The organism is Pontibacillus salipaludis, assembly GCF_014642405.1.
In the GTDB taxonomy this organism is placed as follows: domain Bacteria; phylum Bacillota; class Bacilli; order Bacillales; family BH030062; genus Pontibacillus; species Pontibacillus salipaludis.
In genome coordinates this window covers 57847-76973 of record NZ_BMIN01000007.1, presented here as the reverse complement: position 1 = coordinate 76973, position 19127 = coordinate 57847, and the positions used below count along the sequence as shown (strand labels likewise).

General features: G+C 41.2%; 20 protein-coding genes. 13 read left to right on the top strand and 7 right to left on the bottom strand.

Translation table 11 applies throughout. The annotated features are described in order from the left end of the window. Positions 1-23 precede the first annotated feature (23 nt). Complete coding sequence (locus IEW76_RS09460) at positions 24-641, top strand: NUDIX hydrolase (protein ID WP_188653196.1); 618 nt, start codon at positions 24-26, stop codon at positions 639-641. A gap of 578 nt (positions 642-1219) precedes the next feature. Here the strand turns inward: IEW76_RS09460 and IEW76_RS09455 are convergent. After that, complete coding sequence (locus IEW76_RS09455) at positions 1220-2266, bottom strand: NAD(P)/FAD-dependent oxidoreductase (RefSeq protein ID WP_188653194.1); 1047 nt, start codon at positions 2264-2266, stop codon at positions 1220-1222. A gap of 134 nt (positions 2267-2400) precedes the next feature. On the opposite strand from IEW76_RS09455, the gene IEW76_RS09450 reads away from it, so the two are divergent. The 4 genes from IEW76_RS09450 to IEW76_RS09435 all read left to right on the top strand — a co-directional run bounded on the left by IEW76_RS09450 (position 2401) and on the right by IEW76_RS09435 (position 6201). Continuing rightward, on the top strand, positions 2401-3246 hold the full coding sequence (locus tag IEW76_RS09450; RefSeq protein ID WP_188653192.1) for an ABC transporter ATP-binding protein: 846 nt from the start codon (positions 2401-2403) through the stop codon (positions 3244-3246). Beyond that, positions 3197-4126, top strand: a complete 930-nt coding sequence (locus tag IEW76_RS09445; RefSeq protein WP_188653190.1) for an iron-hydroxamate ABC transporter substrate-binding protein — start codon at positions 3197-3199, stop codon at positions 4124-4126. Before IEW76_RS09450 ends, IEW76_RS09445 begins: the two co-directional genes overlap by 50 nt. Before the next feature lie 72 nt (positions 4127-4198). Next, the gene (locus IEW76_RS09440; RefSeq protein ID WP_308422063.1) at positions 4199-5194 is read left to right on the top strand and encodes a FecCD family ABC transporter permease; all 996 of its coding nucleotides are present in this window, start codon (positions 4199-4201) and stop codon (positions 5192-5194) included. Beyond that, a complete protein-coding gene (locus IEW76_RS09435; protein WP_188653186.1) occupies positions 5191-6201 on the top strand; it encodes a FecCD family ABC transporter permease in 1011 nt (336 codons plus the stop codon). Before IEW76_RS09440 ends, IEW76_RS09435 begins: the two co-directional genes overlap by 4 nt. Positions 6202-6337: 136 nt before the next feature. Here the strand turns inward: IEW76_RS09435 and IEW76_RS09430 are convergent, their stop codons facing one another. Beyond that, positions 6338-7585 (bottom strand): MFS transporter, encoded by a 1248-nt coding sequence (locus IEW76_RS09430; RefSeq protein WP_188653185.1) that lies wholly within the window; start codon positions 7583-7585, stop codon positions 6338-6340. Positions 7586-7590: 5 nt separating this feature from the next. After that, positions 7591-8073: an ArsR/SmtB family transcription factor gene (locus tag IEW76_RS09425; protein WP_188653183.1), complete on the bottom strand. Its 483-nt coding sequence runs from the start codon at positions 8071-8073 to the stop codon at positions 7591-7593. Between the two features lie 210 nt (positions 8074-8283). Here IEW76_RS09425 and IEW76_RS09420 point away from each other — a divergent pair, with 210 nt between their 5' ends. The 3 genes from IEW76_RS09420 to IEW76_RS09410 are packed head-to-tail and all read left to right on the top strand — an operon-like array spanning position 8284 to position 10497. Next, positions 8284-9312 (top strand): serine hydrolase domain-containing protein, encoded by a 1029-nt coding sequence (locus tag IEW76_RS09420; RefSeq protein WP_188653181.1) that lies wholly within the window; start codon positions 8284-8286, stop codon positions 9310-9312. A gap of 12 nt (positions 9313-9324) precedes the next feature. Continuing rightward, entirely contained in the window at positions 9325-9675 is a 351-nt protein-coding gene (locus tag IEW76_RS09415; RefSeq protein ID WP_188653179.1) for a cupin, read from the top strand. Between the two features lie 18 nt (positions 9676-9693). Next, positions 9694-10497, top strand: a complete 804-nt coding sequence (locus IEW76_RS09410; protein WP_188653177.1) for a helix-turn-helix domain-containing protein — start codon at positions 9694-9696, stop codon at positions 10495-10497. Here the strand turns inward: IEW76_RS09410 and IEW76_RS09405 are convergent. Further along, positions 10432-11670, bottom strand: coding sequence for an MFS transporter (locus IEW76_RS09405; RefSeq protein WP_188653174.1), 1239 nt, complete (start codon positions 11668-11670; stop codon positions 10432-10434). The two genes, IEW76_RS09410 and IEW76_RS09405, sit on opposite strands and share 66 nt — an antisense overlap. A 129-nt stretch (positions 11671-11799) precedes the next feature. On the opposite strand from IEW76_RS09405, the gene IEW76_RS09400 reads away from it, so the two are divergent. After that, positions 11800-12159, top strand: a complete 360-nt coding sequence (locus tag IEW76_RS09400) for a helix-turn-helix domain-containing protein (protein WP_188653172.1) — start codon at positions 11800-11802, stop codon at positions 12157-12159. A 27-nt stretch (positions 12160-12186) separates the two neighbouring features. Here the strand turns inward: IEW76_RS09400 and IEW76_RS09395 are convergent, their stop codons facing one another. Beyond that, a complete protein-coding gene (locus IEW76_RS09395) occupies positions 12187-13107 on the bottom strand; it encodes a DUF1002 domain-containing protein (protein WP_188653170.1) in 921 nt (306 codons plus the stop codon). A gap of 380 nt (positions 13108-13487) precedes the next feature. Here IEW76_RS09395 and IEW76_RS09390 point away from each other — a divergent pair, with 380 nt between their 5' ends. Then, positions 13488-14381, top strand: a complete 894-nt coding sequence (locus IEW76_RS09390; protein WP_188653168.1) for a vanadium-dependent haloperoxidase — start codon at positions 13488-13490, stop codon at positions 14379-14381. Positions 14382-14495: 114 nt separating this feature from the next. On the opposite strand, the gene IEW76_RS09385 is transcribed toward IEW76_RS09390, so the two are convergent. Next, positions 14496-14999, bottom strand: a complete 504-nt coding sequence (locus tag IEW76_RS09385) for a LiaF transmembrane domain-containing protein (protein ID WP_188653166.1) — start codon at positions 14997-14999, stop codon at positions 14496-14498. 29 nt (positions 15000-15028) lie between these two features. Further along, positions 15029-15544 carry a ribonuclease H-like YkuK family protein gene (locus IEW76_RS09380; RefSeq protein ID WP_188653164.1) on the bottom strand — a complete coding sequence of 172 codons (516 nt, stop codon included), beginning with the start codon at positions 15542-15544 and terminating at the stop codon, positions 15029-15031. A 214-nt stretch (positions 15545-15758) separates the two neighbouring features. On the opposite strand from IEW76_RS09380, the gene ggt reads away from it, so the two are divergent. The 3 genes from ggt to IEW76_RS09365 all read left to right on the top strand — a co-directional run bounded on the left by ggt (position 15759) and on the right by IEW76_RS09365 (position 19100). After that, positions 15759-17369, top strand: coding sequence for a gamma-glutamyltransferase (ggt, locus tag IEW76_RS09375; protein WP_188653162.1), 1611 nt, complete (start codon positions 15759-15761; stop codon positions 17367-17369). Between the two features lie 652 nt (positions 17370-18021). Then, on the top strand, positions 18022-18573 hold the full coding sequence (locus IEW76_RS09370; RefSeq protein ID WP_188653160.1) for a chromate transporter: 552 nt from the start codon (positions 18022-18024) through the stop codon (positions 18571-18573). Continuing rightward, a complete protein-coding gene (locus IEW76_RS09365) occupies positions 18570-19100 on the top strand; it encodes a chromate transporter (protein ID WP_188653158.1) in 531 nt (176 codons plus the stop codon). The genes IEW76_RS09370 and IEW76_RS09365 overlap by 4 nt, the downstream gene beginning before the upstream one ends. The last annotated feature ends 27 nt before the right edge of the window (positions 19101-19127 follow it).

Genomic DNA, 19127 nt, shown 5'->3' with positions numbered 1-19127 from the left:
AGTGTAAGGAAAGGGGAGAATTCATGAACCTGAAAGCCATACAAGACAAATTAGAGAAACACACCCCAGCTATTATCGGGGAAGAATCAATGAAAAAGTATTCATTGTTTTTACCGATTATAGAAAAAGAAAATGAACTCCACCTTATGTTTGAAGTACGTTCTCATACGATGAGACGGCAGCCTGGTGAAGTTTGTTTCCCTGGAGGAAAAATGGATCGTGACGATGAAGGTCCAATGCATACAGCAGTACGAGAGGCATCCGAGGAACTCGGCGTTCGTCCTGGTGCGATGAGCGATGTCTATTCCTTTGGTCAAATGATCTCGCCATTTGGTATGAAGATTGAAGCGTATGTTGGCTTGCTACACTGTGAAGAAAAAGAGCTAAAACCCAATCCAGATGAAGTAGCCGAAGTATTTACCGTACCTCTTCAATACTTTTTAGAGCATGAACCGACTGTCCATCATGTCCAAATGGAGATCAAACCTGACCCAGACTTCCCTTATCACTTAATTAGTAATGGGGAAGATTACGAATGGCAAGCCCGGAAGTATGAAGAATATTTCTATCAGTATAACGAACGGATCATCTGGGGGTTAACCGCCCGTGTACTCCGTTCGTTCATCCATATGATTCGATAAGACCTGGCTTTGCGGCCGGGTCTTTTTTGTTGGACTTGTTGGAGCTTGTGTCACTTGTTCGGGGCATGGAGGAGAACTCGAGTCGGAAACCCTAAACTTGAGCCACTTGTCAGCGTCATGGCACTTGCTTGAACCGGATTTGCGAAAACAAGAGCCAGTATAGAGAATCATGAGCCAGTGAAGTGTGACATGAGCCAGAAATGGTTATCTTGAGTCGTAAAAAATCAAACATGAGTCGTTTTCTTAAAAAGTAGAGCCACAATGGACTGGACTTGAGTCAGAAACTCGTAACTTGAGCCGCTCGTCCGCCGGTATGGACGGACTTGAGTCAGAAACTCGTAACTTGAGCCGCTCGTCCGCCGGTATGGACTGGACTTGAGTCAGAAACTCGTAACTTGAGCCGCTCGTCCGCCGGTATGGACGGACTTGAGCCATAAACTCGTAACTTGAGCCGCTCTTCCGCCAATGTGGCACGGACTTAGGTCATAAAATTACAACTTGAGCCGCTAGCTCGGCAGCGAAGCAGGGCCAAGGCCACTCCACTAATACGGCCAGGTCTTATAAGAAGGTTCACAGAGCTACCTCACAAGACTCTCCACAATATCCTTGTTCTTTTCCTTAAAAATCGCATTATGAGAAGAAACCATCGCTTTAGCCGTTGCGTCTGGTTCAATGTATTGCTTCGCTTTATTCACAGCATTTGCAGCATCCTGGAAGGCACCGGCAATGAGATTCAATTTCCCTTCGTGAGCCAAAATATCACCAGCAGCATACATCCCAGGTATTGAAGACTCACTGTTTTCATTCCCTGCAATAAAATAATGACCTTTCCGCTCAACAGGGAGAGGACTATGATCGAGAAGAGATGCATCCTGGTCGAAGCCATGATTGATCAGAACTTCATCTACATCAACTGAGACTGACTCACCATTTTTATGGTCGAGGAGCTCGACGGTTTCTATGTGATGTCCATCATCTGTACATAGTTTCGTAATCTCTGTATGTAACAAACAAGTTGCTGAACTTTCAAGCAGTTGAGATACTTGGGCCTCGTGTCCTTTTAGTTCTCCTTTGCGGTAAGATACGTACACCTTCTCAGCAATTGGAGTCAGTTCGTTCGCCCAATCGATGGCTGAATTACCGCCGCCTGATATAAGAACGGTTTTACCTTTAAATTCTTTTAATGACTGGATAGTGTAGTGAAGGTTTGATACTTCAAATCGTTCAGCACCTTCAATCTGAAGTTTTTGAGGCTGTAAAATCCCACTGCCTACCGCAATGATGACCGTTTTAGAATAATGAACGACTCCAGAAGAAACGGTTAGTTCAAAGATACCTTCCTCGTTTTTCTGTACCGATTCTACTTTTTCTCCTAATACAACTTCCGGATCAAAAGAGAGTCCTTGCTCTACCAGATTCTCAATCAGTTTCTCGCCAGGAGTCGGGAGCAAGCCTCCTACGTCCCACACAATTTTCTCAGGGTAGACGTGAACCTTCCCGCCAAGTTGAGGTTGGAATTCTATAATTTTCGTTTTCAGTTCCCGCAACCCACTATAGAACGCGGAGTATAGGCCTGCAGGTCCGCCGCCGATAATCGTTACGTCAAAGCATTCTTCATTGTGCATTCGTTCCACTCCTTTATTCAATCAGCAAACTTGTAGTTGACATCGATTCTCATTCCCATTATAGTTACATTGTACTGCTAGTGATAATCATTATCAACATAAAATGTGCACAATATCGAATCGGGAGGATCCATATGACTCGCCTTTTTACTGAGAACGTAAATGTAGGATACGGGGACAAAACAATTGTGAAGGACTTACACGTAGAGATCCCTGATCAACAAATAACCACTATCATCGGTTCGAATGGCTGTGGGAAGTCAACGCTCTTAAAAGCGATGACCCGTATTCATTCCCATCAATCCGGTTCGATTATATTGGATGGTGAATCCATTACACAACAGAATACGAAAGAACTCGCTCGGAAGCTCGCTATTTTACCTCAAAATCCTGAAGGAGCTAGTGGGTTAACGGTTGGTGAACTTGTTTCCTATGGTCGATTTCCTTATCAGAAAGGATTCGGTCGTTTAACGAAGCGAGATATGGAAGTCATCGAGTGGGCATTGGATGTAACAGGCACAACGGAATTTAAATACCAGGCAGTTGATTCCTTATCAGGTGGACAGCGCCAACGGGTTTGGATTGCGATGTCACTCGCTCAGGAAACGGATATGATTTTCCTCGACGAGCCAACAACGTACCTTGATATGGCTCACCAGCTTGAGGTGCTTGAACTGTTGCAAAAGCTGAATCAAGAAGAAGGACGGACGATCGTGATGGTCCTTCATGACTTGAATCAAGCCGCTCGTTTTGCCGATTACATAGTGGCTATGAAAGACGGAGAGATTGTGAAGGCTGGGAGCCCGGAAGACGTCATTCAACGTGACGTCCTAAGAGACGTGTTCAGTATAGATGCAGACATAGGGCGCGATCCGAGAACAGATAAACCAATGTGTGTAACATACAACTTATGGAAGGGAGAACAACAAAATGAAGAAGATTCAAATCACACTGCTTCTTATGCTAGCGCTTGTTCTTAGTGCTTGCTCCAATAGTGCAGGAGGGAATACAGAAGAAGACACAACTAAGAAAGAGGAGGCAAGTTCAGAAACCTTTACATACGAATCGGAAAATGGACCTGTAGAAGTTCCGAAAGATCCTGAACGTGTTGTCGTTTTATCCTCTTTTGCAGGGAACTTAATGAACCTTGATGTGAATATGGTAGGTGTTGATTCTTGGTCAAAGAACAATCCAAGATTCCAGGATGAGCTAGAAGGGGTGGAGGCTGTAACAGCTGATAACCTAGAGAAAATTATTGAGATGGATCCTGACCTTATTATTGGATTATCTACAACGAAGAATATTGATAAGTTAAAAGAAATCGCTCCGACGGTTACATATACGTATGGAAAAGCGGATTATCTTGAGCAACATATTGAGATTGGGAAACTTGTAAATAAAGAAGAACAAGCTCGTGAATGGGTAGAAGATTTTGAGAAACGCGCCCAGGAAGCAGGGGAGAAAATTAAGGATAAGATTGGCGAAGACACAACGGTTTCTGTTATCGAGAAGTTCGACAAGCAAATCTACGTATTCGGAGATAACTGGGGACGCGGTACAGAAATTCTCTATCAAGCTATGGATCTGAAAATGCCTGAGAAAGTTAAGGAAATGGCACTTGAACCAGGCTACTACGCGATCTCACCTGAAGTACTTCCAGAGTACGCAGGAGATTATGTAATCTTTAGTAAGAACAGTGACCAGGACAACTCATTCCAGGAAACCAAAACGTATCAAAACATTCCAGCTGTAAAGAACGATCAAGTATTTGAAGTAGATGCAAAAGAATTCTACTTTAATGATCCAAATACGCTAGATTATCAGCTTGATTACTTTAAAGAAGCCTTCCTAGGTGAATAATTAAAAAAGAGGATCACCCAGTGATCCTCTTTTTTTACATAGCCAACAATTTATTGTAGAAAGATGATGAGAATGAAAAAACTATCCTTTCCTATTCAACTCACTGTCGGAAGCATCCTTTGTGTTCTCTCCTTCCTGATCGCTTTGCGCTTAGGAGCAGCGGATCTTTCCTTTAAAGACATATGGATGACGTTTATGACAGATAGAGAAAATGAAGCAACCCTTCTCTTGTCGGAAATCCGTATCCCGCGTGAAGTGGGCGCGATCGTGGTAGGGGCAGCACTTGCTGTTTCCGGTGCGATTATGCAGGGACTCACCAAAAACCCCCTTGCCGATCCAGGTCTTCTTGGATTAACCTCAGGCGCGAATATGGCACTAGCGATTGCACTTGCGTTACTACCGGGTGCAAATTACATTTGGATCACGATTGCTTGCTTTATCGGTGCAGCGATTGGTGCAGGTCTCGTTATGGGGATTGGCTCTATGAAAAGAGGTGGCTTCTCTCCATTTCGAATCGTGTTAGCAGGAGCTGCGGTGTCGGCTTTCCTTACAGCGATTGGAGAATTCATTGGCTTATATTTTCACGTTTCAAAAGATATTACGATGTGGACTGCAGGTGGTTTAATGGGAACCTCTTGGAGTCAGCTTCAGCTGATTATCCCTATTATTGTTATCGGAATTTTCGTGGCTCTTATCTTATCGAAGCAGCTCACCATTTTAAGTCTAAACGAAGAACTAGCGGTTGGCTTAGGTCAGAAGGTAACCTTTATCAAATTAGCCTTATTTACCGTTGTGATTATACTAGCGGGATCAGCCGTTGCGTTAGTTGGAAATATGGTATTTATCGGACTAATGATTCCACATATCGTCCGAGCGATGGTAGGAACAGATTATAGGTTTATTATTCCATTATCGGTTCTTATTGGGGCGGCGTTTATGCTAGTAGCGGATACGGCAGGAAGAACAATTAACGCGCCTTACGAAACACCTGTAGCAGCTATTATTGCGCTGCTTGGACTGCCTTTCTTCTTATATATTGTGAAAAAGGGAGGGGGCGTCTTCTCATGATTCATCCAAAACTTGTACGTAAACAACGTCTATTAGTAGCTTTCCTTACGTTTCTCATGATTGGTACAGCATTTGTAGCAACGGGTCTTGGATACTCTTCGGTGTCCTTTGATCGAATTCTTCCCACACTTATGGGGGAAGGGACTTTTAAAGAATCGTTTGTGATATTCTCCGTTAGACTCCCAAGGATTGTGATCACCGTGTTGGCAGGAATGGCTCTTGCTCTGTCGGGTGCGATCTTACAAAGTATTACGAGAAATGATCTCGCTGACCCTGGCATTATTGGTATTAATGCAGGTGCTGGGCTTGGGATCGCCGTATACTTCTTGTTCTTTCCGGTACAAGTAGACACTTTTGTATACATGATTCCGGCTGTTGGTTTCCTAGGTGCGATTGTTACATCTGCTCTTATTTATTTCTTCTCGTATCAAAAGCACGTTGGTTTCCAGCCCGTTCGATTAGTCCTTGTCGGAATTGGATTTGCCATGGCTTTATCAGGATCTATGATCATTCTTATTTCCTCTGCTGAACGTAAGAAAGTTGATTTTATTGCTAACTGGTTAGCGGGAAACATATGGGGAACGGACTGGCCTTTTGTTCTGGCCTTACTGCCGTGGCTCATCCTCCTTATTCCTTATACACTTTACAAGGCAAATCGGATGAATTTGTTGAGCTTAAGTGAGCCTGTTGCCATCGGAGCAGGGGTATCCATTGAAAGAGAACGCGTTACGCTTCTCATCGCAGCCGTTGCTCTAGCGGCAGCTTCAGTATCAGTGACGGGTGGAATCGCCTTTATAGGTCTATTGGCTCCTCATTTGGCAAAAGCTCTGATCGGCCCAAGAGCTCAAAGCTTCATCCCTATATCAATTCTCTTAGGAGGTCTCCTTTTGTTAATTGCTGATACAGTAGGACGAAATGTGATGGACCCTGAGGGAATTCCAGCAGGTATTATGACCGCTCTTATTGGAGCTCCTTACTTTATATATCTTCTTATTCGGAAGACATGATGGTATGATTACTTATAAACTAAACCGTTTAAAGTGGCGTGGAAATCTATTAATAGATTCCCACGCCACTTTTTTATGATCTTGACTTGTTTACATACTTGCTATATTAAGCTATACACCTCTTAATTAAAACAACTTATGAACTAAATAGATGTACATGATCGATCCCAGGAAGTTTACGTAATACAGAGCTACTTAACCAAAACAGACTGAAGATAATCATCGAAATGCCACAGATCATAACAGGGATTTCTGGAGCAAAAGTTTCACCCAAAACTCCACCGATAAGAGAACCTATAGGCATTCCTAAACCTGCTGCGCTAGTTAAGACAGTAATGACTCTTCCGATATAAGCTGTCTCTACTTGTTTCTGGATAGATGAAAAGACAAGGATGTTAATGATCCCAAGAGAAATGGCACCAGTAGAGAATAAAATCATGGACGGGATTAATGGTAAAAGGGAGGTCCCAATCCACATAAAACCTGTACCTGCAAATGTAGTGATAATCAACTTTCCGAAATCGATATGTTTTAGTTTAGGAGAAAGAATTGAACCTAGCAACACTCCTAGCGACATAGAAGCTAAATAAAAGCCATACACCGCTTCAATACCATTCCCCTTTAAAAGTGAAAAGGCAGGTAAGTTGGTTGTCATGATTACCATGGACATGTTGATAAAGACTAATGAAAAAATCATATGTGTAACTAACGAATTACTTATATAGGTAAATCCGGCTTTTAGGTCTGTAAAATAGCTCGTCACAGCAGATCCAATAGACTTTGATTTTTCTCTGTCCTGTTCTGGTTGTTGGAAGTTAAAAAAGGCATATAGGGTGGATACGAGGATTAGGCATAGAGCGGTAATCGTGATAGATGGAATCGTACCTATAAGGGAAATGAGTATACCTGCCCCTGCAATGAAAGCAATATCCATTGATTCACGGATTGTTTGTAAATAGGAGTTTGCTTCAATGACATGGTCTTTTCCTACGATTATAGGTAAGATGGTAGATTCGATTGGATATGTAAATTGAGTAAAGAGAGCAGTGATGAATAGCAAGGTAATGACATACCATACATTTAATCCAATTGTGTAGTTTACTAATGGTATGGTGAATAAAATAATCGCTTTAATAAGGTTGCTATAAACTAAACTATTCTTATATTTAGCATAGTTTGCTAATGGAGCAATTAAAAAAGACATTGTGTTTGCTAAAGTTAGTGCGAAAAATGCAAATCCAGAATAAAGAACACTTCCGCTTACATTCAAAACGAGCAACATCCCTGCGACGTAGTATATCCCGCTTCCTAGTCCATTAACAAAAACACCTAACATAAGTATCAAAAAATTTCTTTCCATTACAAATGGGGGTATTTTTTTCATTTGTATTATTCCTCCTCACCAGATTCTTTTATAAGGAATTCAATAGCATATGGTAACTGCTCTTCATGACCCTTTTCTTTATAAGATAAGTGTCCATATCTAAAAAGAAGTTCCTCTAACTCTTCACTGAATTGATCTAAAAGTTTCTTCGATAAATAAATATTTGCAGCCTTACTATCAACGTGGCCTGAGGGAGAGACTTCTTCTGGGTTCTTAAATACATTAGCTTTAGATGTGTAATATTTTTCTACAATCCCTTTTTCGGTATTAATGCTTTCAATTTCTAGGATATCGTGCTTTACAAGCTGCTGAATGTGATAGTAAACAGTTCCGGGGTTTTTCCCCACTAAATCGGCTACTTGTTTAGGGGTCATGGATTGTTCGTACAGTAAAGCTACCAATCTTGATCTTAGCGGATTAGATAGTACTTTTTGTTGTTCCCAATTAACGTTCATGACTTCTTTTTTCATCTCATGTTTTTTGTTCATTATAATCACCTTTCTTATTTGCGTTTGCAAATTGATTTGCAAATGCAAATCAATTATTTACAAACATGGTACGATTTGTAAATGTAAATGTCAACATTTAACTTTAAAAGGACCATTCTTCTAGAAAATAAAGGATATTCTCTGTTAAGCTTGAAATAACATTAGAAGGAAATAGTGTAGATAAATGTAAAAAAAGGGGTGCGGATGAATATGAATCGATCAGCTATTGCGATTCGGCAGAAGCTTGAGGATCAGATGCTACGGACACATTTCTCTGGATCGATCTATATAGAGCAAAAGAATGAAGTCTTATTTGAAGCAGCAGGGGGAGATGCCAATCGTTCAGAAGAAAGAAAGAATACCATAGATACTCGGTTCGGGATCGCTTCTGGGTGTAAGTTATTTACAGCTATTGCAATCTGTCAGCTTGTTGATAAAGGGGTCATAACATTTTATTCAAAACTATCCCATTGTGTTGATCAATCTTTCCCTACCTTTGATGAGGGAATAACCATCCATCATTTACTCACTCATACATCGGGCATTCCTGATTATTTTGATGAAGAAGAAATGGATGATTTTGAAGCACTATGGAAGACTGTTCCTATGTATACACTCAGGAATTGTAGTGATTTCTTACCAATGTTTGAAAAAGGGAGAATGAAGTTTCAACCCGGTGACGATTTTCATTATAACAATGCGGGATATATCTTACTTGGGCTTGTGGTAGAAGCTCAGACAGGTATGAAGTTTCAGGAATACATAGAAGAGCACGTATTTAAACCAGCTGGGATGATGAGTTCGGGATACTTTGCTCTTGATCAGCTTCCAAGTAATGTGGCTTATGGTTATGTGGAGTTAGATGATGGCTCATGGAAAACCAACCAGTATTCTATTCCTGTTATTGGGGGAGCTGACGGCGGGGCATACGTAACCGCACCTGATATGGGGAGGCTTTGGAATGCACTTACTGGAGGGCGTCTTCTAGGAGAAGAAACACAGCACGAAATGTTTACAGCCCATGTTGATGTGAGGAAAGATGTTTACTATGGGTATGGGTTATGGATTCACAACAAGGAAGAACAAATCTACAAATACCATGTCATGGGATATGATCCTGGTGTAAGTTTTCATTCGGCTTATTATCCAAATGCAGATATTGTACTAGCTGTCCCTTCTAACCATAGTGATGACGCGTATGATGTGATGAAAGCAGTAGAAGACACACTAATCGATTAAGGCGGGATAGGTATGGAGTGGTTTCGGTTTGATGAAAGGGTAGGGAAGCCGATTACAGAATTTGGCTCAGATTTCATTATGTCTAAGGTAGTGGTGACAGAGGAAAAAACATATGTAACGTGTATGCATTTACAAGAGGGCGGGAGAATAGGGTATCACCCCGCTGTTGTCAACCAATTGCTTCTTGTTATTAAAGGTGAAGGAACGGTTTGCGGAGAGGAGCAAGAGTATGTATCGATTTCTGAAGGTGAGGCCGTATTTTGGGGGAAAGGGGAGAAGCATGAGACCCGTACAGAAAAAGGGTTAATCGCTATTGTCATTGAAGGGGACGGAGTCACGCCTTCTTTAATGGCATCACAATGATATAAAGGGGAATAGAAGTTGCTTATAGAACATAAGAACGGAGTACTTTTAAAACGAAATGAAAGACTGGGTGAACGAGATTGGAGAATAGATCCATGTTATAAAGTTATCTTTTCTCCTTTAGGAAAAGGTAAGTACCAAACGCTTATAGGGGATATATCCATACCAAAAGATGGTTTTATGGTGTTTAACCCGAACGATTCTCATAAACAACTTCAAGTAACAAAAGAGAAGTTTTTGATTGAGTTAAATACTGACACTATAGAAGAGTGTCAGTATGATTTAGGGCAAAATACAGATATAGAATTTGCGAGGTTTTCCTATAAGCATCCCCGTATCACCCAATGGACTACATTTGTAAGAGATTATATAGATGAAGCAAATGATGAAAAGGAAATAAAATACTTTCTCGATCACAGTATTCCCCAGCTGGCGCTTTTGCTTGTAAAATACGGGAATGGCTCTCATATGGACGAGTTTCCGTCATTAAAGTCTGAGGAGAATTTACAAAGAGTAATCGATGCTTTAAGAGAAAGTTACACGTTTGATTGGACCTTAGATGAAATGGCTTCTGTTTACGGCTTAAATAAGTATCAGTTTGCTCATCAATTTAAGAGAACAACGGGAATGGCCCCTTATTCATGGTTGCAAACTTATCGTCTCTTACGTAGTCAAACAGACTTAATGGTTACAACTAAACCAGTTTTAGAGATAGCTCTAAGGCATGGTTTTCATAGTGTCTCTTCGTACAATGCTCTATTTAGAAAGGTTTACCATAAAACGCCGACTATGTTTCGAAGACAACACAAAAGCATGAAGTAAGCCCAGTATCGAAACGATTAGAATAAGCACTCCATTTACAATCATAATGAGTTGAACAGAGAATAGGGTTGCGAGAAAGCCAAAGATGAATAATGCCATCGTGTTTGCTAAGTACAAAAGCACTGCATTAAAGCTAAACGCTCTTCCTAGCTTATCTTCGGGGACAATGGTTTGTAACAGATATACGCGGGTTAATCCTGCTAGCGGTAAACCTATTCCAACAATGATTACACCAATAAAAAAATGTTGGATATCGTATAACAACGCGTAATACGTAAGCCCAACTCCCCAAATGATGGTTCCTGTGAAATATGTCTTTAAGCTCATTTTTCTAAAAAAGAAGGGGATTAAGATATTGGTAAGAATAACCGTAATTCCATAAACTCCTTGCAAAGTTGTATAAATCTTTTCAGGTTGCTGACTCATCTCGTTTAAAGCGAGTAGTAATCCAACGTCCCACACCCACGTATTTAACAATACAATGACAAATGTAGATAGAAATAAGCGCTTTAACACAGCATATGACATGCTCCAATTGGCAAATTCGCGAATGTGTGCGTGGATCATTTGCAAGGAAAAAAAACCTCTCTGAGTTTTTTTATGAATGGGAATATTGTAAATTAGTACAGCGCTCACCGCATATGTAATTGCATCAACCGTAAAAAAATGGACAAATCCAAATGTATCGATAAGCCAAATGGATAAGATTGGACTTAAAACAGTGACTCCCCTCGTAAGTGTATCGTAAAGGCTATTAGCAGCTGTTCTTTCAGATAGATTAGTAATTTGAGGAAGGACTAAACGATGAGCCGGGTTAAAGAAGCAACTTACACTTTGTATAAGAAAGCTAATAACGAGTAAAGTAGGATAATAGAGTAGGTCGATTTCATATAGCAAGACAACAGCAAGGGCTAAAGGGATTCTGACCATATCGGAAAAGATTAATAATTTCTTCGTTGGCCAAACATCTGCGATCGCTCCACCAACTAATCCAAACAGTAAATACGGTACAGTTTCGGCCATTGCCATCACAGATGTAAGTAATGTTGATTCCGTGAGCTCATAAGCTAAGAATAGAAAAGCCATTCCAGCAAGGACATCACCTAACCGGGAAATGCCACCAGCTAACATATAATTTCGGATAGGCTGTTTTTTTATAATGAGTTTATACATAGGATCACCTCTACATATGAGTGTAAGAGTTTTTGAAGTAAGGATCTGCTCAAATATTGGTGATTTAATTAGCAATTTTTCGAGTGGAATTGTTTATGAAAATTTTAAGTTGATTATGGGAGGAGTAAGGTGAAAAAAGAGTATTCCATCATCATAATAGCTGTATCAATCGTTTTCAGTAGTTTGTGGATTGGGAAATCTATAGAAGGAAATAGGAACAATAAGGCATTAGCTTACGAGGAGGAAGAAACGCAAGAATTTGGTGAAGTCCTCTCACTTTCTGAGGCTGCTGATTATTTAAGAATTAGTAATGCCTCACTAGAGAGGGTTATAAGACTAGAAGAGAAGTATCCTCACATGATCAGTGGGAAACGTTTTCCTTATACGAAGGTAGAAGATGAACTTATTATTAAAAAGTCTCTTCTTAATGAATGGTTGAGAGATGCAAATAACACAAGGAGACAATACATGGATGGTCAAATAAAATAAAAAGGACGCTTAAGCGTCCTTTTTATTTTAAGCAAAAATATTTCTAATTCCATTAATTAACGAGCTAATCAGATCACTGATTGCATTTAAGATCTTTTCGAAGAAGTTCTGAACGCTGTTCCAAAATCCTTCGTCATTTAATAGTTCCTTGGCACTTGCTGTAATATCTTCTAACTGCTTTTGGAGTTCATCGAAGTTAATATTGAGTGAGCGTATTTGATCAAATAGGTTGGTGAGCAGTTCTACATCTTCAGGGCTTAAGTTGATGTTTAGTGAATCCAACTGGTTTTGAACGATTCTTTCAACTTCTTCTCGTGTGGCTGGATTTTGCTCTGCGATTTCTTTCTTAATTTGAGAGATGAGCTGACTTACTTCTTCTTTGCTCATTCCAGACTCTTCTGCGAGTTTAGTAGCTACATCAAGTTCCTCACTAGCCACCTTCATGCGATCAGAGTCTAATTTAACTCCTTTTTCATCATATGCTTTATAGATTCCTGTTAATGCCGAATGTCCACTTACTTTAACGGGTGAAGCGACGTCGACTGTCGCATCTGATACGCCTGCTGTTAAAAGGGCGTTTTTATACATTTCTTTTGTAACTTGTGTAATGTTGTCAGGTGTTATTAAATTTACGGTTACCCCTGTGCCTTCTTCTTCGGGCGTGATTTTTACAGAAGAATACATTCTTGAATTGGGATTGCCTCCAATGTAATTAGCGATATCCTGACCGTTTACACTATATTCATCAACGGTATCCTGGTTTTCTACATCTAATTGGTTTCTCACTTCTTCTTCCTGCGCATCCGTCAATGTTTCTCCGTACACCACAATGGGCACGCCTAGTTTCTCGTTAATCCCCTCGCCTCCTGATGTAGAAGCGGATACGGCTTGAGTTAGACTTACGCTTAATAGGAGCATTGCTGCAACGAATGACAACAATCGTTTCATATTCCACACACCTTTTCTTTTCATTCCTTTTTTATCTACCCTTTCAATGTACGTTTTGATCGTCGTGTTAGAATCAGAACATATATCCTCATTACGACAAAACTTGAGGAAATCCTTTATTTATAAGTCTTTGTATAGAGGGTTCTAAAAATAATTTGTAAGGGTAGGGTCCGTTTCGAAAATCATTCAAAAAAGCATGTAGCTATGTGGCTACACACTTCCTATATGCATCACTTTATCTTTAATTTCCATTTTATTCAATAGATGAACTTTATAATTGCCCCTCAATTATATAAAGAAATGGGTCACTGAACTATACGCTTTTACCTCACATCCATATAGTAATTATAAGAAAATCTATGGAAAAGGTGAGGATCAAGATGAATAAACATGGTTATGAACTATGGACGGATTTGCCCTATGCTGGCGAAGAACACCCACCTCTTAACCCCGAAACACCGTACTCCGGATCATGGAGCACCTATTATGTGAAGCACAATGATGAAGGTGGTTTTTCAACAATAGATGGAAAACCTATAGATTTAGAGATTCGTCATCCAAACACGATTAATTGGAATGCTCAATTAAACAAAGTGAAACGAACATTGGCTGAACTGACCAAAGAGGAAGAAGAAATTGCTTATTATTGGTCGAGAGGTCCTGCTACGAAACAATGGACTCCGATTGCAGACATTCTAATTGATACGTATGGTGTAGAAGCGCCTCGAGCTGGTAGAATTTTAGCTGCTCTTCAAGCTGGAATTAATGATGCGTTTGTGATCGCATGGTACCTGAAATTCAAGTGGCTTGTGGCCCGTCCAAATCAACTAGATGACGAACTAGTTACAGTCATATGTACACCAAGACACCCATCCTACCCATCAGGACATGCGGCTGTGGCAGGGGCAGCTGAAGCGATTCTTAGCTACTTCTTTCCAGCAGAAAAACGCCGCCTCCGTAAGCTAGCAGAAGAATGTGCAGTATCCAGGTTATATGCAGGGGTTCACTTTCCGATTGATAATGATGAAGGGCTAAGACTCGGAAGACAAATCGGTCATATCGTAGTAAACCAGCTTCAACAGGACTATAACTCAGAAGGGGACCCTGTAGACATTCACTACCGAGAGAACAGAAATGCTAAACTGCTTCCGCCTCCATACAAACAAGCGATTCCTTTTCAATTTGATACGACCTGCGATTCATTAGTAGAAGCTCAACCTACATCTGATAAGAAACAGACGAACACTTCTTCTAAACCAAAATTATTCTTTTAACCAAGTTTAGCTTAAATCGTTAAACCAAAACGCATGTGATTTCCAATGGGGAAATACCATGCGTTTTGGTTCATTTGTGTTTTCATTTGAAATGGTAGCTTTACTTCTTATTTCTTAGTCAATGCCTTTCGCTTTTCTTCTTCCAAACAGTAAGTAAACCCCTATTAAAATAAAGATGACAGGCCATAATCGTCCAACTGCAGACATGAGCATCTCGCCCCAGGAGAAGACTGCGATACCAGTAAGGATGCTAATGGGAATTAAGAGTCCCTTCTCGCGTTTACCAAAGTACCAAAGTTCAAATAATCCAAAGGCTGGAGCTAGTAAATAGACAGGCCATGTGTGCCCTGAATAAGAAAAGCTTGTTGCTGTTTCAAAGAAGAATAATAGACTGATAACAAGCAGAATGCCACCTGGTACAAGTAGACCGGCTAATTCTCTTTTTCGTCCCGATAAGAAAAAGCCAGCGTGAAAACCGACAGCAGGGAGTAGAATAAAAGCCGGCCAAGCAACAGAAGCCCTTGGCATTGGAATGATTTCTAAGTTCGCCAGGAGAATGAACATTCCGGTTATGACAAAGATCAAGCCTGTAATAGCATTTGCTGGTTTTGTTTTCATGTAGTCACTCCTTTACTAGAAAGGTAGGGTTATTTGGTATAGCGATTCGCATAACTTGAAGCGGCGTAGGCCTCAGGCTTAATTTTAACATCAATCCCCATCGCGTCGATCCGTTCGGTCATGTCTTTGATTAGGCCTTTACTACGTCCTTTTGTGCCGATGTCGAGATGGATTTCAAATTGAAGAGAAGCACCCTCTTTTTCGTAAGGGGCTAAGAGTTGTCCGAGACCTGATAAGTATTCAGGTGTAAAGTGAAACGCGATCTCTTGACTTAACCATGTTTCGATGGAGATTTTTTCTTTTAAGCTCATGATTTTTCTGGAGACGGTGTGGTTTCTTAGGGCTCCCCAGGCTCCTTTACCGATTCGGTGGATATGAATCGCTGTGATGAAGCGGGTATGGCTTTTGTGTACGTGGGAGTCTGTACCAATGGACAAGCGATACTGATTTGCGGGGTCTTGGGCGATAAAGGATTCAATGGATTGTAGTACGTCTTCTATAGTCATGTGTTGTTTGGATTGGTTGTAAAAGGTGGAGTATTCCATAATCTTTTCACCTCAAATTAAGTTTTATCGGTGCTATTTATAGTATATTCGAATTTTGAAGGACATGTGCACGAAAACACATTCTTAACAAAATTGTAGATATTCATTATTTCGTTAATCTAAATAATTTGTCCGAATATATAGAAAATTGTCAGGAGAGTCTTTATAATAAGAAGGAGAATATTTACTAGAATGGGGATAGGTGGGGTATACAATGAGTACAGATTATAATCATTATCCATATGAATCACAACGAATGACGACATTTGCTCAAAACGGTATGGTAGCCACGTCTCAGCCTTTAGCAGCGCAGGCTGGATTAGATATAATGAAGCAAGGTGGTAACGCTATTGACGCAGCGATTGCAACAGCGGCATGTTTAACGGTCGTTGAACCGACATCAAATGGAATTGGGGGAGACGCGTTTGCCCTTGTGTGGACGAAAGGGGAATTACATGGTCTCAACGCTAGCGGACCAGCTCCTCAGAATATATCCATTGATGCTGTTAAAGAGAAAGGGTACAAAGAAATTCCTGCTTTTGGCTTTATACCCGTAACGGTTCCAGGAGTCCCAGCAGGTTGGGCAGAACTTTCAAAGCGCTTCGGGAAATTGCCTTTTAAAGAGGTGATTCAACCAGCAATTGAATATGCAGAGAATGGCTTTCCGATCTCTCCGGTTCTAGGTAAGTTTTGGCAAGGAGCGTATAAGAAATTTAAAGAAACGTTAACGGATGAAGAATTTACATATTGGTTTGATACATTTGCTCCATCAGAGAAAGCCCCTGAAATCGGTGAAGTGTGGAAGTCTAAAGGACACGCTGAAACGCTTCGATCAATCGCAGAAACTAAAGCAGAAAGTTTTTATCACGGGGAAATAGCTGATAAGATCGATAAGTTTTCAAAGGACTATGACGGGTTCTTAAGAAAAGAGGACTTAGAAGCATTCTCACCAGAATGGGTTAAGCCGATTAAGGTCAATTACAAAGGGTATGACGTTTGGGAGATCCCGCCGAATGGACAAGGATTAGCTGCACTGATGGCGCTTCGCACACTTGAGGACTATGATTTTAGAGAAAAAGAATCTGCTGAGACATATCATAAAATGATAGAGGCTATGAAGCTTGCATTCGTAGATACACAGAAGTACGTCACGGAAGAGAAAGAAATGGCTGTATCTGTTGAAGATTTGTTATCGAAATCGTATGCGGATGAACGACGAAAGCTGATTGGAGTAGAAGCAATCACCCCTGAAGCAGGTACACCTCCAAAAGGTGGAACGGTATATTTAGCAACAGCGGATAACGAAGGCAATATGGTATCCTTTATCCAGAGTAATTACATGGGATTTGGTTCTGGTTTAGTTGTACCAGGTACGGGAATTGCACTGCAAAACAGAGGCCACAATTTCTCCATGGACCCTGAACACGATAATGCCTTAAAAGGTGGAAAGCGAACGTATCACACGATTATCCCAGGCTTCCTTACAAAAGGAGATGAGGCGATTGGGCCATTTGGTGTAATGGGTGGCTTCATGCAGCCTCAGGGGCACCTTCAAGTCGTTATGAATACAGTTGATTTTCATTTAAACCCACAAGCAGCTCTTGATGCCCCGCGTTGGCAGTGGATGGAAGGGAAAACGGTTATGGTAGAACCTCAATTTCCAAATTCAATTGCTCAGCTATTAGCTCGTAAAGGGCATCACATTAAAGTTGCACTAGATGGCGGCGGATTTGGACGTGGGCAGATTATATGGCGAAATCCTGAAACAGGTGTCTTGCAAGGTGGAACAGAAGCAAGAACTGACGGAACCATCGCAGCCTGGTAAACTAATGAAGGGGCATCCTTGTGCCTCTTCTTTTGTTTTTTGGTCTTCCATATAAGGAGGTTATATGGAAGACTAGGAGCTGAGAATATTAGTAATAGGTGTATAAAGTATAATGCTTTTTGTTTGCTTTGATAGGAGGAAGGTGGTCCGGGGAAAACAGTCGCTTTCCTTTGGCCCCACACGATGTGGGGTCGTTCGGCGTTGTCACAGGACGTGACGGTTTTAGTCGAACTTCTTCTATTAATTATGAGCTTCCTCGTTCGCTTCGCTCTCTGCGGGATCTCGGAAGCCCGTTTTTCCACGGGAGTCTCGCATTTTCCCCGGCCCACCTTTACTGGAGTTGGGCTAATCAAAAACATCACCACATTGAGAGTATGGATTTGGTGAACTTATGTACAACACTATGTGTATGCGATATTGCTATTCAAGCTCTGGGCCGTTAGTCCAATTTTATCAGGGCTTACTGGGGGACTGCGAGACTCCCGCGGGAAGAGGAGCCTAGGGGAGACCCCGGAAGACGGCTTGCCGTCTGAGGAGGCTTCCCAGCTCCCCGCAGGAAAGCGAGTTGTCCCCCAGTAAGCCCTCGCTCTAATATGGTAACGGACCAATACATATGAAATTATATATAATCAAGTATAGAAAGGAACTAACTATGAAAGCAGTGCATCTATTTCTGGCATTTTTTCGGGTAGGTATATTAGGTTATGGCGGTGGACCGGCTTCGATTCCGCTAGTACATAAAGAAGTGGTTGATAAATATAAGTGGATGAATGATGAGGAGTTCTCAGATGTTCTAGCGTTGGCAAACACACTTCCGGGTCCAATTGCTACGAAGCTAGCGGGTTATATTGGATACCGCGTTCAAGGTTTAAGGGGGATGTTGAATGCAACTCTAGCAGTGATGGGGCCAACGATTGTTCTTATGATTGTTTTGTTAACGTCGATCTCTTCTATTAAGGATCAAGCATGGGTTCAGGGGATGACAGAGGCTGTTGTTCCAGTAGTTGGCGTGATGTTAGCTGTGTTAACGTGGCAATTTTTGAAGAAGTCAAAGAGTGGTCTTGGTTGGACCGTGACGCTTGTAATGGCCGTTGTAACGGGACTTCTAATGGAAGTGGCAGGCATTCATCCTGGAATTATTATTGCAGCACTCCTCATTGGAGCGATCTTTAAGAAAGATGAGAAAGAGGGGGATGCACAATGATCTACTGGGAAATCTTTTTAGCCTTCTTTATCCCTGGAATTCTCGGTTATGGTGGTGGCCCTGCGTCGATTCCTCTTGTTGAAAATGAAGTAGTTGGCCGCTATGAATGGTTAACCGTTAATGAATTTAGTGAAGTACTGGCAATGGGGAATGCGTTACCAGGTCCGATTGCGACAAAGATGGCAGGATTTATAGGCTTTGAGGTAGGTGGTGTTCTTGGCGCCGCTGTAGGAGTATTTGCAGCCGTGGCACCGTCACTTATTTTAATGATTGCACTACTTGGGTTGTTGTATAAATATAAAGATTCCCCAAAAGTGAAGCGTATGACTCTATATGTGCGACCAACAATTGCTGTACTGCTTGGTGTCATTGCTTTTCGCTTTTTCGTTACATCTTTTGAGGGAGGAGGAACCTTCCATACGATTTTTTTAATCGCTCTGAGTTACGTGTTACTTGAGAGGGTTAAAGTTCATCCGGCTTTCGTAATTGGTGGATCGCTTTTATATGGGGCTTTATTCATGGGGTGAAGTGTCACACAATTGTCGAAAAGAAGA